Origin of the sequence: Actinomadura formosensis, assembly GCF_050948385.1 — a bacterium.
Classification (GTDB): Bacteria; Actinomycetota; Actinomycetes; order Streptosporangiales; family Streptosporangiaceae; genus Spirillospora; species Spirillospora formosensis.
Map to the genome: position 1 here is coordinate 3,707,840 of NZ_CP192011.1, position 14,301 is coordinate 3,722,140.

The 14,301-nt window shown below is 76.1% G+C and carries 18 protein-coding genes; 6 read left to right on the top strand and 12 right to left on the bottom strand.

Features of this window, described 5'->3' with window-relative positions; genetic code table 11:
• The first annotated feature begins 33 nt into the window (after positions 1-33).
• Positions 34-1,281: an RNA polymerase sigma factor gene (locus ACQP1N_RS17545; protein WP_433225258.1), complete on the top strand. Its 1,248-nt coding sequence runs from the start codon at positions 34-36 to the stop codon at positions 1,279-1,281.
• A gap of 117 nt (positions 1,282-1,398) precedes the next feature.
• Positions 1,399-2,187: an alpha/beta fold hydrolase gene (locus tag ACQP1N_RS17550; protein WP_433225260.1), complete on the top strand. Its 789-nt coding sequence runs from the start codon at positions 1,399-1,401 to the stop codon at positions 2,185-2,187.
• Between the two features lie 22 nt (positions 2,188-2,209).
• On the opposite strand, the gene ACQP1N_RS17555 is transcribed toward ACQP1N_RS17550, so the two are convergent.
• Positions 2,210-2,833: an IMPACT family protein gene (locus ACQP1N_RS17555; protein WP_067806379.1), complete on the bottom strand. Its 624-nt coding sequence runs from the start codon at positions 2,831-2,833 to the stop codon at positions 2,210-2,212.
• 52 nt (positions 2,834-2,885) lie between these two features.
• Here ACQP1N_RS17555 and ACQP1N_RS17560 point away from each other — a divergent pair, with 52 nt between their 5' ends.
• Positions 2,886-3,338 carry an ester cyclase gene (locus tag ACQP1N_RS17560; RefSeq protein ID WP_433225262.1) on the top strand — a complete coding sequence of 151 codons (453 nt, stop codon included), beginning with the start codon at positions 2,886-2,888 and terminating at the stop codon, positions 3,336-3,338.
• Here ACQP1N_RS17560 and ACQP1N_RS17565 read toward each other — a convergent pair.
• Complete coding sequence (locus ACQP1N_RS17565; RefSeq protein WP_067806383.1) at positions 3,322-4,110, bottom strand: HAD-IIA family hydrolase; 789 nt, start codon at positions 4,108-4,110, stop codon at positions 3,322-3,324. The two genes, ACQP1N_RS17560 and ACQP1N_RS17565, sit on opposite strands and share 17 nt — an antisense overlap.
• 232 nt (positions 4,111-4,342) lie before the next feature.
• Here ACQP1N_RS17565 and ACQP1N_RS17570 point away from each other — a divergent pair, with 232 nt between their 5' ends.
• Complete coding sequence (locus tag ACQP1N_RS17570; RefSeq protein ID WP_433225264.1) at positions 4,343-4,534, top strand: hypothetical protein; 192 nt, start codon at positions 4,343-4,345, stop codon at positions 4,532-4,534.
• A gap of 4 nt (positions 4,535-4,538) precedes the next feature.
• The gene (locus tag ACQP1N_RS17575; RefSeq protein ID WP_433225267.1) at positions 4,539-4,961 is read left to right on the top strand and encodes a RidA family protein; all 423 of its coding nucleotides are present in this window, start codon (positions 4,539-4,541) and stop codon (positions 4,959-4,961) included.
• Positions 4,962-5,039: 78 nt separating this feature from the next.
• On the opposite strand, the gene ACQP1N_RS17580 is transcribed toward ACQP1N_RS17575, so the two are convergent.
• From ACQP1N_RS17580 to ACQP1N_RS17595, 4 genes are all read right to left on the bottom strand, one after another.
• A complete protein-coding gene (locus ACQP1N_RS17580; RefSeq protein WP_067806390.1) occupies positions 5,040-5,615 on the bottom strand; it encodes a TerD family protein in 576 nt (191 codons plus the stop codon).
• A 179-nt stretch (positions 5,616-5,794) separates the two neighbouring features.
• Entirely contained in the window at positions 5,795-6,253 is a 459-nt protein-coding gene (locus ACQP1N_RS17585) for a DoxX family protein (RefSeq protein WP_084263442.1), read from the bottom strand.
• Between the two features lie 135 nt (positions 6,254-6,388).
• A complete protein-coding gene (locus ACQP1N_RS17590; RefSeq protein WP_433225270.1) occupies positions 6,389-6,991 on the bottom strand; it encodes a DUF6058 family natural product biosynthesis protein in 603 nt (200 codons plus the stop codon).
• Positions 6,992-7,092: 101 nt separating this feature from the next.
• Positions 7,093-8,457: a hypothetical protein gene (locus ACQP1N_RS17595; RefSeq protein WP_433225272.1), complete on the bottom strand. Its 1,365-nt coding sequence runs from the start codon at positions 8,455-8,457 to the stop codon at positions 7,093-7,095.
• 61 nt (positions 8,458-8,518) lie between these two features.
• Between ACQP1N_RS17595 and ACQP1N_RS17600 the strand changes: the two genes are divergently transcribed.
• On the top strand, positions 8,519-8,998 hold the full coding sequence (locus ACQP1N_RS17600) for a hypothetical protein (protein WP_433225274.1): 480 nt from the start codon (positions 8,519-8,521) through the stop codon (positions 8,996-8,998).
• On the opposite strand, the gene ACQP1N_RS17605 is transcribed toward ACQP1N_RS17600, so the two are convergent.
• The 6 genes from ACQP1N_RS17605 to ACQP1N_RS17630 form a co-directional block, all read right to left on the bottom strand.
• A complete protein-coding gene (locus tag ACQP1N_RS17605) occupies positions 8,920-10,110 on the bottom strand; it encodes a molybdopterin-dependent oxidoreductase (protein ID WP_433225276.1) in 1,191 nt (396 codons plus the stop codon). The two genes, ACQP1N_RS17600 and ACQP1N_RS17605, sit on opposite strands and share 79 nt — an antisense overlap.
• The gene (locus tag ACQP1N_RS17610) at positions 10,071-10,703 is read right to left on the bottom strand and encodes a methyltransferase domain-containing protein (protein ID WP_433225278.1); all 633 of its coding nucleotides are present in this window, start codon (positions 10,701-10,703) and stop codon (positions 10,071-10,073) included. The genes ACQP1N_RS17605 and ACQP1N_RS17610 overlap by 40 nt, the downstream gene beginning before the upstream one ends.
• On the bottom strand, positions 10,700-11,362 hold the full coding sequence (locus ACQP1N_RS17615) for a TIGR04282 family arsenosugar biosynthesis glycosyltransferase (RefSeq protein WP_433225280.1): 663 nt from the start codon (positions 11,360-11,362) through the stop codon (positions 10,700-10,702). Before ACQP1N_RS17615 ends, ACQP1N_RS17610 begins: the two co-directional genes overlap by 4 nt.
• Positions 11,359-12,027, bottom strand: coding sequence for a glycosyltransferase family 2 protein (locus ACQP1N_RS17620; protein WP_433225282.1), 669 nt, complete (start codon positions 12,025-12,027; stop codon positions 11,359-11,361). The genes ACQP1N_RS17615 and ACQP1N_RS17620 overlap by 4 nt, the downstream gene beginning before the upstream one ends.
• Before the next feature lie 37 nt (positions 12,028-12,064).
• Positions 12,065-13,090 (bottom strand): NAD-dependent epimerase/dehydratase family protein, encoded by a 1,026-nt coding sequence (locus tag ACQP1N_RS17625; RefSeq protein WP_433225284.1) that lies wholly within the window; start codon positions 13,088-13,090, stop codon positions 12,065-12,067.
• A gap of 110 nt (positions 13,091-13,200) precedes the next feature.
• A complete protein-coding gene (locus ACQP1N_RS17630) occupies positions 13,201-14,253 on the bottom strand; it encodes an aminotransferase class V-fold PLP-dependent enzyme (protein WP_433225286.1) in 1,053 nt (350 codons plus the stop codon).
• Positions 14,254-14,301: the final 48 nt, after the last annotated feature.

Below are 14,301 nucleotides of genomic sequence, written 5' to 3' on the forward strand. Positions count from 1 at the left end.
AGGCGCCGCGGAAGCCGCCGGGGCGGGGGGGGTGTGGCGGGGGCCGTCACGGCGGCGTTCCGCGCCGAGTGGGGGCAGGTCGTGGCGACGTTGATCCGGCTGACCGGCGACTGGGACCTGGCCGAGGAATGCGCGCAGGACGCCTTCACCGCCGCGCTGGAACGCTGGCCCCGCGACGGTGTCCCGTCCCGTCCCGGCGCCTGGCTGACCACCGTCGCCCGCAACCGCGCCCTGGACCGGGTCCGCCGCGACGCCGCCGGCGCCCGCAAACTCGCCCGCATCGCACCCCCCGAAGACCCCGCCGAACCGGGTGAGGCGGGTGAGGCGGGTGAGCCGGGCGGGTTCGGTGACGACCGGCTGCGGCTGATGTTCACCTGCTGCCATCCCGCGCTGCCGCTGGAGGCCCGCGTCGCCCTCACCCTGCGGACCCTGGCCGGGCTGACCACCGGCGAGATCGCCCGCGCGTTCCTGGTCGGGCAGGAGGCGATGTCCAAGCGCCTCACCCGAGCCAAACGCAAGATCCGCGACGCGGGCATCCCCTACCGCGTTCCGCCGCCCGACCTGCTGCCCGAGCGTCTCACCGCCGTCCTCGGCGTGCTGTATCTGCTGTTCAACGCGGGCTACACCGCCGGCGGCGGGGACGGGTTGCAGCGCCGCGCCCTGTGCGGGGAGGCGATCCGGCTGGCCCGGCTGCTGACCGCCCTGCTGCCCGCCGAACGCGAGGCGCGCGGCCTGCTGGCGCTGATGCTGCTGCACGACGCCCGCTCGGCCGCCCGCACCGACACCGCCGGTGTCCTGGTCCCCCTGGAACACCAGGACCGGTCCCGGTGGGACGCCGCCGAGATCGCCGAGGGCGTCGCCCTGCTGGAGGACGCGCTGGCGCCCGCCCCGGACCGGCCACCCGCCGGCCCCTACCAGGTCCAGGCCGCGATCGCCGCCTGCCACGCCACCGCACCCGACGCCGCCGCCACCGACTGGCCCCAGATCGCCGTCCTGTACGAGCGGCTGGAGCGGCTCGTGCCGTCCCCGGTCGTGGCGTTGAACCGCGCCGTCGCGGTCGGCATGGCCCGCGGTCCCGCCGCCGGGCTCGCCCTGGTCGACGAACTCGACCGCGCCGGGACCCTGGCCGGCTACCATCTGCTGCCCGCCACCCGCGCCGACCTGCTGCGGCGGCTGGGCCGCCGCGCCGAGGCCGCCGCCGCCTACCGCAGCGCCCTGGAGTCGGCCGCCAACGACGCCGAACGCCGCTACCTCGCCCGCCGCCTCGGCGAACTCGCCTGAAAAAACCCGCCGAAAAATTCCCGCCGCGGGTGTCCGCCTGGGGCCGTGTCGTTCGTCGGTGGGGTGAAACGGCCTGCGGCACCTTCGAAGGCCGCCAGCCTGGGAAGGGACACCCACATGGAAACCGTGTACTCCAAGGACGGCACCCGCATCGCCTGCGACCGGACCGGCGCGGGGCCCGCCCTCGTCCACGTCGGCGGCGCCCTCAACGACCGCGGCGCCGGTGCCGCGCTCGCCGGGCTGCTCGCGGAGCGTCACACCGTCCTCACCTATGACCGGCGGGGCCGCGGTGACAGCGGCGACACCCAGCCCTACTCCGTCGACCGTGAGATCGAGGACCTGGCCGCCGTGATCGACGCGGCCGGCGGGTCCGCCGCGGTGTACGGGATGTCGTCGGGCGCGGTGCTGGCGCTGCGCGGCGCCGCCCGCGGGCTGCCCATCACCCGGCTCGCGCTGTACGAGCCGCCTTTCCACTCCGGGCACGACGACCGGCTCACCCGCGCCCGCGCCTACCACACCGAGCTGACCGTGCTGCTGGCCGACGGCCGCCGCGGCGACGCGCTCGCGCTGTTCATGACCGGTGTCGGGATGCCGGAGGAGATGGTGCGGCAGATGCGGGGCGCGCCGATGTGGCCCGCGCTGGAGGCGCTCGCGCCCACCCTCGCCTACGACTCGGCCGTCATGGACGACGCCGCCGGCGGCGCGATGCCCGAGGCCCTCATCGAGCGGGTCACCGTGCCCGCGCTCGTCCTGGACGGCGGCGCCAGCCCCGCCTGGATGCGCGACACCGCCCGCCGTGTCGCCGCGCTGCTGCCCGCCGGGACGCACCGCACCCTGGAGGGCCAGACCCACGACGTCGCCCCCGAGGTCCTGGCGCCCGTCCTGGCCGGGTTCCTCGCCGCCTGACCCGGGGCCGCCTGACCCGGGGTCAGGTCACCGGGACCTCGATGTGGCCGGGTGTGCCGCGCCGCACCGTGGCCCGCCCGGCGGTGACCTCGGCCGCCCACGCCTCGAACGCCTCCAGGTCCGCTGTGGGCACCGCCACATCGGCCTCCACGCCGGTGCCGTAGCGGACGTCGCCGGGCTGGTGGCCGCGGGCGTGCAGGTCGCCGAGGAACCGTCCCGCCAGCGCGTGGTCGACGCCCACGGTGACCGTCACCACCGGGCGCAGTTCCACCACCCCGACGGCGTCGATGGTGTCGGCGACCGCCTGCGTGTAGGCGCGCACCAGGCCGCCCGCGCCGAGCTTCACCCCGCCGAAGTAGCGGGTGACGACCGCGGCCGTGCCGGTCAGGCCGCGCCGCACCAGCACCTCCAGCATGGGGATGCCCGCCGTCCCGGCCGGTTCGCCGTCGTCGCTGCTCTTGGTGATCTCGCCGTGTCCGCCGACCACGTAGGCGGTGCAGTTGTGGGTGGCGTCGCGGTGCGCCCGCCGGTGCCCGGCGATGAACGCCGTCGCCTCGGCCTCGTCGGCGGCGCGGGCGAGCGTGCAGATGAACCGGGATCTGCGGATCTCCAGCTCGTGGGAGCCGCCCTGTCTGATCGTGCGCATGGCGTCTCCGAGTCTATGTTTGCCGGGCCGCGCTGCCGGTCAGTCTCTGGGGATGCAGACATTGGACGCGCTTTACCGGCGCTGGCTTTTCCAGGTGTGGAACGGAGACTACGCCGTGGCGGAGGAGATCCTCGCCCCCGGCTTCACCGGGCACTGGCCAGACCTTGAGGTGCACGGCCCGGCCGGGGCGATCGAGCAGGTCCGCCGCTCCCGGGAGTACTTCGGCGACGTCAGCACCACCCTCGACGTCGGGCCGGTCGTCGGCGACGGCATGGTCGCCGCCGGGTGGAGCTTCCACGGCTCCTACCGCGGCGGCATTGCGGGAGCGACCGCCGCGCCCGGCACACGCGTGTCGTTCAGCGGGCACGACATCTTCCGCGCCGAGGGCGGCCGGTTCACCGAGTACTGGGTGGTCTCCGACGCGCTGGGCCTGATGACCGCGCTCGGCGCCGTCGGCCGGCCCGCCCCGCACACCGGCCCGGGGCGGGTCAGACAAGGTCGATGAGGTCGATGAGGTCGGCGATCGAGGGGACGACGCGGTGCGGCCGGAACGGGAACCGGGCGATCTCGTCTTTGCGGGTCACGCCGGTCAGCACCAGGATCGTCTCCAGCCCCGCCTCGATGCCGGCGACGATGTCGGTGTCCATCCGGTCACCGATCATCGCGGTGCGCTCGCTGTGCCCGCCGACCACGTTCAGCGCCGTCCGCATCATCAGCGGGTTCGGCTTGCCGACGAAGTAGGGCTCCACCCCCGTCGCACGGGTGATCATCGCGGCGACCGCGCCGCACGCGGGCAGCGACCCCTCCGGGGACGGGCCGACCGGGTCGGGGTTGGTCGCCACGAACCGCGCGCCGCCCTCGATCAGCCGGATCGCGCGGGTGATCTGGGAGAAGCTGTAGGTGCGGGTCTCCCCCAGCACCACATAGTCGGGGTCGATGTCGGTGAGGACGAAATCGGCCTCGTGCAGCGCCGTGGTCAGCCCCGCCTCCCCGATCACATACGCCGACCCCGCGGGGCGCTGGTCGGCCAGGAACCGGGCGGTCGCCAGCGCCGAGGTCCAGATCGACCCGGCCGGGACCTGCAGGCCCGCCGCCGCCAGCCGGGCCGACAGGTCCCGGCGCGTGTAGATCGAGTTGTTGGTCAGGACCAGGAACGGCTTGCCGGACGCCGACAGCCGGCGCACGAACTCCTCGGCGCCGGGGACGGGACGGCCCTCGTGGACCAGCACCCCGTCCATGTCCGACAGCCAGTACTCGATCGGCCCGCGTTCGGTCATGTCCCCATTGTCGCAGGTGAGGATCTTTGCCCGGCCGTTACAGGGTGGCCAAGCCGTTACAGGGCGGCCGGGGCGTGTCGGCTCGGGTCGTGCCGTCAGCCGGCGGTGACGGCGTGCAGGACCGCTGCGATGCCCTGCGCGGACAGGCCGGACGGCGCCAGCGCCGCGACCAGCCGGTCGCGGCGGCGCCGGATTCCCGTCGCCGCCGGGGTGCGCCCTCGGCTCGGCGTTCATGCTCGCCGGGCTGGCCGTCGCGGCGCGGGGTGAGCGGCCGAGCACGGGGCACCCCGCGGACCGGCCGCTTCGCCGCCGTCTCTGGTTCCGCGGGCCGGGCCTGCCCGGCAGCCCCGGCGGCAAGACCCGCAAGACCGGGCCGCGCGCGGAGCTCCTCGGCCGGCCCCGGCCGCCCGAGCGCGTAGGGTGATCTTGTGACAAGCAACGATCCGCGCTCCGGCATCCGGCAGATCGACGCGCCCGGCCTGGCGCCCGGCCCCGGCTACAGCCATGTGATCTCCGTCGACGTGCCCGGCCGGCTGGTGGTCGTCAGCGGGCAGATCGCCCTGGACGCCGCGGGGAACCTCGTCGGCCCCGGCGATCTGGAGGCCCAGACCCGGCAGGTGTTCACCAACCTGGAGGCCGCGCTGACCGCCGCCGGCGCCCGCTGGGAGCACGTCGTGCGGCTCGGGTACTTCCTGCGGGACGCGGGCGGCGTCGGCGTCGTGCGCGCGGTCCGCGCCGAGTTCGTCCCCGAGGGCGTGTCGCCCGCCGCGGCGCTGATCGAGGTGTCCCGGCTCGTCCGCGACGACCTGCTCATCGAGATCGAAGCCCTCGCCGTCGTCCCCGCCACCTAGCCGGACCAAAAAAGGGGGGGCGTCCCGGGTCTCCCGGGACGCCCCAGCACACCCTCGGGTGTGCGCGCCGGACGACGCTCAGACGTTCACGCCGAAGTCGGAGGCGATGCCCGACAGGCCCGATGCGTAGCCCTGGCCCACCGCGCGGAACTTCCACTCGGCGCCGTGGCGGTACAGCTCGCCGAAGACCATCGCGGTCTCGGTCGAGGCGTCCTCCGACAGGTCGTAGCGGGCGATCTCGCTGTTGTCTGCCTGGTTCACCACGCGGATGAACGCGTTGCGGACCTGCCCGAAGTTCTGCTGGCGGCTGTCGGCGTCGTAGATCGACACCGGGAACACGATCTTGGACACCTCGGCCGGGACACCACCGAGGTTGACCTTGATCTGCTCGTCGTCGCCCTCGCCCTCACCGGTGAGGTTGTCGCCGGTGTGCTCGACCGAGCCCTCCGGGCTCTTGAGGTTGTTGAAGAACACGAAGTGCTGATCCGACAGGACCTTGTTCTCCGCCGAGCACAGCAGGGCGCTGGCGTCCAGGTCGAAGTCGGCGCCGGTCGTGGTCCGCACGTCCCAGCCCAGACCGACCACGACGGCGGTCAGTCCGGGAGCCTCCTTGGTCAGCGAGACGTTGCCGCCCTTGCTCAGACTGACTCCCACTGTTGTCTACCTCCGTATCGGCCTGCGGGTGCGGTCACCCGCGATCGGTCTGTCTTACCAGAACGGTAGCCACCCCTCGCCGGTTCCCCCGTCCACTCGGCGGATTCGCGGCGTGGCGTGCCGTTTCGCCCCGTCCCGAGCGTAGGGGACGGGGCCCGGCGGCCGGGACGGAAACGCGGTCAGCGCTTCAGCGCGCGCAGCACCCGGCGGGACTCGGCGCGCCGGTCCCAGGCGACCGCGGCGAACACGACCGCGAACGCGGCGGGCAGCGCGCTCCACGCCGGCTCCAGCACCAGCACCTGGGTGAGGATCGCGCCGGCCATCAGGCCGATCAGCCCGGTCGCGGCCAGCCCGGCCAGCCGCGGGATCACCAGCCCGACCGCGCCGGCGATCTCGACCACGCCGGTCACGTACCGGAACCACTGGCCCCAGCCGATCTCGGTGAACGTCTCGACCGCGTCGGCCTGCCCGGCCAGCTTGGGCAGGCCCGAGGCGACCAGCAGGAACGCGGCGAGCAGGATCTGCGCCGCCCACAGCACCTTGCGCAGGGTGCGGCGGCCGTCCGCGGCCGGGCCGGTGACGGCGGCGCGGGCCTGGGGGGTGCGGGCCTGGGGGGTGCGGGTGGTCTGAGCGGTCATGGCGGTGGTCCTTTCGCGCGGTGCGTCTCATCGGCTTTTCACTGACGCGTCGCGCGGGCTCCCGCCGGATCGACATCCCGCCGGATTTTTTTTCCGCACGATTTTTTCGCCGCCGCCGGCCCTGTCCCGTGGGGGTCAGGCGGTGCGCGGCCAGCGGGCGCGGACGGCGTCGATGCACACCTCGCGGGACACCGGGCCCCCGAACCGCAGCCGGTCGTAGGCGGTGAACGGCGGCTCCAGCGCGTCCAGTTCGTCGACCAGGCGGTGCAGCCGGCGCGTCCAGGCCGGTGTACCGGCGTCCGGCCGTCCCGGCGCCGCGGTGATCGCGGCGACCAGCGCGGCCTTGGCCTGGACGGTGCGGGGCGACACCGTCCGCAGGCACACGTACTGGCCGCTGAGGTAGGCGGCCCATTCCTCCTCACCGGCCGCGGGGTCGTCCCAGTGGGCGACGCACCATCCGTGCAGGGCGTCCACGCCGCCGGCCGCGTCGGCGAGGGCGAACAGGTCGGACGGCACCATCTCGGTGCCGTCCGAGCGCAGGTAGGCGGGCAGCGGCAGCCGCCCGGCCAGCATCAGCCGCCGCGTCTCGCCGGTGTCGCGGCCGGCGGCGCGGCACACCTCCCGCAGGCCGGTGTACCAGGCGGTGACGTAGGCGTCGTCGGCCGCCGTCATCGGGTGGTCGCCGTTGACCTCGCGGAACCGCGCGGCCAGCCGTGCTTTCAGGTCGCGGTTGTCCATGCCGCCGACGCTAACCCGCGGTCGTTTCGGCGCCGCGCGAACCATGGCCGCGTAAAAGGGCGACGCGAAGGACGCTCACGGGGCCGGCTCGCGGGGCCGGTTCACCAGGGCGACAGCACGAGCGCCTGGACGGCCAGCGCGGTCACCGCCTGCGCGGCCATCCATGCCCGCGGGGCGGTCCGGTGCAGGGACGCCGCGGCCAGCGGCCACGCCGCGAACGGCACCCAGATCCGCTCGACCTCGCCGCGCGTCACTCCCGACGCGTCCAGGACGAGCACGCCCACCAGCGCCGCCGCCGCCAGTGCCGCCACCGCCGCCGGTGGTGACACGGCCCGCGCCCGCGCCGCGCCGCGCAGTGCCCCCAGCGTGGTGGGCAGCGCGTGCGCGACCGCCGGGCCGGTCAGCAGCCCCAGCACGGCCACGTTCGCGAACAGGAAGTAGGCGTATGACCGCTGCGCCGACCCGCGGCTGACCAGGTAGGTGTCCAGGGTGGCGCGGACCCCGTCCGGCCACCAGAACCCCAGCAGCGTCAACGCCGTGGGCACCACTGCCAGGCCCGCCGCCACGGCCGCGAGCATCCGGGCCCGCGGGCGGGTCAGCAGCAGCACCGCCAGCGGCACCGCGAACAGCGGCAGCAGCCCGTAGCTCAGATAGGGCAGGCACCCCAGCAGCAGCCCGCCCGCCGCGGCGGGGGCGAGTGCGCCCGCCCCCGCCCGGCGCGCGGCCAGGGCGAGCAGCGCCGTGCCCCACGCGCTCACGGCCAGGAAGAACGCATCCATCGCGGTCGCCACCCACACCGCCAGCGGCGCCAGCACCAGGAACGGCGCCGCCGCCCGCGCCGCCCGCTCGCCCGCCAGGCACCGCACCGTGACCGTGATCGCGGCGGCCGCGGACGTTCCCGCCGCGATGACCAGCGCCGCCGCCCAGCCGGTGCCGCCGAGCCCGGCCTTGTCCAGCGCCCACAGCACCAGCATCGGCAGCGGCGGATGCCCCCGCACGTGCGTGGGGTAGCCGCCGAGCCGCTCGGTGAACGTCCGCAGCCACGCGAGCGGGTCGGGGCGCAACCGCGCCAGGCCCGCCGGGTATTCGGTCGGCGCGTTCAGCGGCGCCGCCGCCGCGTCCGGGCCGTCGCTCACCGCCAGCGCCACCGTCCACGCCGCGGCACCCGCCCAGGTCAAAAGCGGCAGCGTCCGCCACGGCAGCCGCGCCGCCAGCGTCGGCAGCGCCGCGACCGCGACCGCCGCCAGCACCGCCGCCGGCAGCAGCTCCCAGGTCAGTGGCCGCTCCCGCGCCTGCGCATGCAGTGGGGGCAGCCGGTCCTCGGTCGCCAGGCCGGCGCGCCGCAGGTACCAGCCCGTGGCGAACGCGGCCGCGATCCCGGCCGCCCACACCGCGACGGCCACCCACCCGGGCCAGGCCCGCCGCCGCGTTGCCGCCGCGTGCCCGCCGGCATCGGTGAGGGTCACCGGCCCGGTCCCTTCCCGCCGGCGGTGCGGCGCGCGCCGCACCGCCGCCCCGGCGCCCGCGGTGAACGATGACCGCGCGGGCGATGACCGCGCGGGCCACGGCGGCGCAGGCCGCCGCGGCGGCGATGCAGCCCAGCACGACCGCCAGGTTGCGTTCGTAGGGCAGCGGGAGGCGGGACGGCTCGTCGGCGCGGCGCCCATGACCCAGGACGAGTGGGAGCGCGACCGCGGTGACGCACGCGCCGACGAGCAGCGCGGCACGCACGATGCGCCGGTACCGGCCGGGCAGCGGCCCGGTGAGCAGCCCCGCGGCCAGCACCACCGGGACCAGGACGCCGTCGTGCACGAGCACCGCCCCCGCGAACCATGCGGCCCACGCGGTGACGGGAACGTCCATGACGATCCCGCGCAGCCCCAGCGCGATGAGCACCAGGCCCGCCGCGTACGCCACGATCCGGGTCTTCACCAGACCACCACCCGATGCACCCATTTGGTCTGCATGACCCCGGGCCGGTTCGGCGCGATCAGGCGGCAGGGATAGCCGTGGTCCAGGGCGAGGGGCGCCCCGTTCAGGCCCAGGGCCAGCAGGGTCAGCGGGTCGTGCCAGTGCGGCGGATCGACCTGGGAGGCGCGGTGACGCCCGTGGCGTTCCAGCGACTCCACCCGCACCCGCGCGTCGCCCGCGACGCCGGCCAGGTGCAGCACGTCCCGCAGCCGCACTCCCCGCCAGGTCGCTTCCACGCTCCAGCCCTCCACGCAGGAGATGGGCAGCCGCGCGGTGTGCTGCGGCAGTGCGCGCAGGTCGGCCAGGGTCAGGGTGAGCGGCCGTGTGACGCGGCCGGTCACGGTGAGCCGCCAGCCGGGGTCGCGGGCCAGGGAGGTGACGCCGGTCGCGGCGGCCGATCTGTTGACCGGGACGCCCTGCGGCCCGTTTCCCGGGCGCCGCGGCGCCAGCACCGCCAGCCGCGCCAGCGGGGTGGCCGCCTCCCCCGCGGTGGTCAGGGCGACCGCTCCGCTCGCGGCGGCGACGGTCAGCAGGAAGCCGCGGCGCCCCACCGCGTCCTGCGGCCGGGTCATCACGGCCCGGCGCGCCCTGGGCCATTGACCGGCCACGTGGATGACCAGCGCCCCGAGGAGGATGTAGGCCGTCCAGTAGTGCGCGGTGGTGAAAAAGAACCCGAACGCATACCAGTAGCCGATGTTCAGCACCCCGGTGACGGACTGGAACAGGGCCGCGCCGACCAGGGCGAAGACCAGCAGCCGCCGCGCCCCGTGGGCCAGGGACCCGACCGGCGGCCACTGCCACAGCCGGGGGTAGACCGTCCACAGCTTGGCCAGCAGCAGCGGCACCGTCGCCAGCCCGCCGATGACGTGCACGCCCTGGGTGACCCGGTACAGGTTCACCGGACGCGACGGCCACCGCGTCCACCCGGCGGGCTGCTGCATGAAGTGGCTGACCAGCCCGGTGCCGAACGAGACCAGGACGCCGGCGCCGAGCGCGATGCCGAGCAGGGACGCGACCCGCTCGTCGTGCAGCCGGCTGGTGAACCGGCCCGGCAGCGCCGTGACCGCCGCCGGGAGCCGCGCAAGCGCGGGTTTCCAGGCCCCGGGTTTCAGCGACGCGGGTTTCCGGAGCGCAGGGCGACGAACCATCGGTCGGCCTCCTCCCAGAGTTCGGTCACGGTCGCGGTGCAGGCGGCGGCGAGCCCGGCGACGGCGTCGGCGGACACGTGCGCCCAGGTGAACCAGTCGCCGACCGAGCGGCCCGAGCGCAGCCGCAGCGGCTCGACCCGGAACCCGGCGCCGGGCGGCTCGGCCTCCAGCAGGACCCGGCCGCCGGGGGCCAGCAGCGCCAGGACGCGGCGCAGCAGCGCGGCGGGGTCCCCGCCGATGCCGATGTTGCCGTCGGCGAGCAGCACGGTGCGCCAGCGTCCGGTGCCGGGCACGCGGCCGAACACGTCCCGGCACAGCGCGGGCCCGCCGGCCGCGACGGTCAGCGCGACCGCGGCGGGGGCCAGGTCGATGCCCAGTACCGGGACGCCGCGCCGGGCGAGCGCGACGGTGAGGCGGCCCGGCCCCGACCCGACGTCCAGGGTGGCGCCCTCGCAGCGGTCCAGCAGCCCGCCGTCACCGGGCCGGGCCGCGAGCCAGTCCTGGACGGGCAGCGGGCGGCGGCGGCCGTCGGCGTGTTCGATCTCGACGCGCGCGCCGCCCCGCAGCGCCTCCTCGTACAGTTCGCCGATCATGGCCGGACGGTCCGCGTGCCCAGGGCCCGCACGGCGGCGGCGAACCGGCCGCCCCCGGCCATCGCGGCGACGGCGCGCGCGTCGGCGGGGGTGTCGACGTCGGTCAGCTCGGGCAGCAGCCCGACCCGCAGCCCCGCGTCGCGCAGCCGCGCGAGTTGCACCGTCCCGGTGTCGGGGCGCGACATCGGGACGCCGCGCAGCAGCCGCGCCTGGGGGCGGCGCAGCCCGAGCAGCCAGAACCCGCCGTCGCGGGCGGGCCCCAACACCGCGTCGCACCGGGCCAGCAGCCGCGCGGCCCGCGCCAGGAGCGCGGGCGTGACCTGGGGGGTGTCCATCCCGATGAGGACGAGGGGGCGGCCGGCCCACGCGTCGGTGAACGCGGCGGCCAGGCGCTCGTCCAGGCCGCCGCCGCGCTGGGCGACGACGGTGAAGCCGCCCGGCAGCCACGGGCCGGGGGTCCCGGCGAGCGCGAGGGTCCGGCGCACGGCCGGGGCGGCGGCGGCCGCGGCGAGGGTGTCGCGCAGCGCCGCCTCGGCCAGCGCGGCGGCCTCCGCGGGGGTGTAGGCGGAGGTCAGGCGCGTCTTGACCCGCCCGGGCACGGGCTCTTTGGCGATGACGATGAGATCCGCGCCGGGGCCCGCGCCGTTCACGGCGTTCACGGCGTCACCTGCGCCAGGACGCGGCGCATGTCGCGGACGGCGCGGACCGTCCCGCCGACCGTGCCGGTCACCTTCGACACGCCGGTGCGGGGACGGTAGGCGACGTCGATCTCACCGATCCGCCATCCGGCGTGGGCGGCGCGCAGCACCATCTCCAGCGGGTAGCCGAACCGGCGGTCGCGCAGGCCGAGGGCCAGCAGGGCGTCGCGGCGGGCGGCGCGCATCGGGCCGAGGTCGTGCAGGCGGGTGCCGGCGCGCCGGTTCAGCGAGCGGGCCAGGACGGTGTTGCCGAGGCGGGCGTGCGGTGGCCACGCGCCCCGCCCGCACGGCCGCCGCCGGCCGAGCACCAGCGCCGGCCTGCCGGCCTCCTCCAGGTCGCCGAGCGCGGCGGCCAGCCGGGGCAGTTCGGCCGGGTCGAGGGAGGCGTCGGCGTCCATCACGCACACGACCTCGCTTTCGGCGGCCAGCAGCCCGGCGTGGCAGGCGGCGCCGAAGCCGCGGTCGGCGGCCGGCACGACGCGGGCGCCGTGGGCCGCGGCGACGCGGGCGGAGCCGTCGGTGGAGGCGTTGTCGACGACCAGGGGCCGGAACCCGTCCGGCATCCGGGTCAGGACCCAGGGCAGGGCCTCGGCCTCGTTGAGGCACGGGAGAAGCACATCGATCACGGACCTGACGCTACTTTCGGTGCCGGGGGAACGACCCTTACGAACCGGTGACGGGCGGGCGGGCGAACTCGGCCATGCCGGCGGCGAACGCCACCGCGGGGGTGAAGCCCAGTTCACGGCGGGCCCGGTCGGGCCGGGCGACGATGTGGCGGACGTCGCCGAGCCGGTAGCCGCCGGTGACGTGCGGCTGCGGGCCGCCGAACGCGGCGGCGAGCGCGGCGGCCATGTCCCCGATCGTGCGGGGCTCGCCGCTGGCGATGTTGTAGGCGCGCAGCCCGCCGGGTTCGGGCGGCCCGGCCGCGACCCGTTCCAGCGCCAGCACGTTGGCGCGGGCCACGTCCCGGACGTGCACGAAGTCGCGGCGCTGCCCGCCGTCCTCGAACACCAGCGGCGCCTTGCCGTCCAGCAGCCGGGACCGGAAGATCGCCGCGACGCCGGCGTAGGGGGTGTCGCGCGGCATCCGCGGCCCGTAGACGTTGTGGTAGCGCAGCGCGGCGGCCGACCCGCCGGTCACGCGCGCCCACGAGGCGGCCAGGTGCTCCTGGGCGAGCTTGGTGTCGGCGTAGACGTTGCGGGGGCCGGGCGGGGCGTCCTCGGCGACGGCCCCGGGGACGAGGGGCCGGCCGCAGGTGGGGCAGCCGGGCTCGAACCGTCCCGCCCTCAGCGCCTCCTGCGGGCGGGGCCGGGGACGGACGGGCCCGTGCCGGTCGCAGGTGTAGGCGCCCTCCCCGTACACCACCATCGACGACGCCAGCACGAGGGCCGCGACGCCCGCGCGGGCCATCTCGGCCAGCAGCACGGCGGTGCCCTGCACGTTGGCCGAGGTGTAGGCGGGCAGGTCGGACACCTCGACGCCGAGGCCGACCTTGGCGGCCTGGTGGCAGACGGCGTCCACGCCGGCCAGGTGCCGCGCGACCGCGGCGGCGTCGCGGACGTCGGCGGCCGGGCCGCCGAGCCCGTCGGGCCGCAGGTCCAGGCCGCGGACGCGGTGCCCGGCGGCGGCCAGCGCCTCGGCGATGTGCGAGCCGATGAATCCGGCCGATCCGGTGAGCAGTACGTTCATGGCGACGAACGTAGGCCGCACGGCCCGGCCGCGGCGCCGCGCGCGGCCCGGTCACGGCGCCTTGTTCGCACCTTGTAAGAACTTCACCGCGCGGGCCGGGCCCGGCGGGTTCACGGTGTGACGAGCGGGGCGAGCAGGTCGACGGCCTTGTCGACGTCGGCTTCGGTGGTGGTGAGGTGGAACGCGCAGCGCAGCCGTCCCGCCCGGACGGTGGCGATCACGCCGTTGCCGCGCAGCAGGTCGGCGGCGCCGTCCGGGACGGCGAGCGACACGATCGCCGAGTCGCCGGGCGGCAGGCCGAGCCCGGCGCGGAACCGGCGGGCCAGCGCCACGTCGTGGTCGTGGATCGCCGGGACGCCGACCTGTTCGAGGAGTTCCAGGGCGGGGGCGTGCCCGGCCCAGCACTGCCATGCCGGCGACAGGTCCAGGCGGCGCGCGTCGGCGGTGAGCCGCAGCGGCAGCCCGTAGATGGAGTCCCAGATGTCGGCGCCCGCGTACCAGCCGGCGCCGACCGCGGGCAGCGCGTCCAGGGCGTCGGGGGTGCCGGTGAAAAAGCAGGTGCCGCGCGGGCCGAGCAGCCACTTGTAGCCGCCGGCGACGAGCCAGTCGACGCGGTCGGCGGGCAGCGGCAGCCAGCCCGCGGCCTGGGTGGCGTCCAGCAGGACGCGGGCGCCGTGCGCGCGGGCGGCGCCGATCAGGTCGTCGAGGGGGGCGATGCGGCCGTCGGCGGACTGCACCGCCGACACCGCGACCACGCCGGTGCCGCCGGTGACCTGCTCGGCGATCTGCTCCAGCGGGACCGACCGGACCGACAGCCCCGGCCGGGCCGCGAACGGGAACAGCAGCGAGGTGAAGTCGCCGTCGGCGACCAGGACCTCGGTCCCGGCGGGCAGCGACGCTGCGACCAGCCCCACGTAGTAGGACACCTGCGGCCCGCACGCGACCCGCGCCGCGGGCACGCCGAGCAGCCCCGCGAACGCCTTCCGCGCCCGCGTCACCGCCTGGTCCAGCGTGTTGGGGATCATCAGCCCGGCGGCGCGGTCGCGTTCGGCGGTGAGCATCGCCTCGTGCGCGGCGCGCGGCGGCAGCCCGTAGGTGGCGGTGTCGAGGTAGGCGACGCCGGCGCTGAACTCGCGCTGCGCCTCCTGGAGGGAAAGGGTCATACGCCGATCATGCGGCACCCGCCGCCGGACCGGCACCCCCGGGGTGCC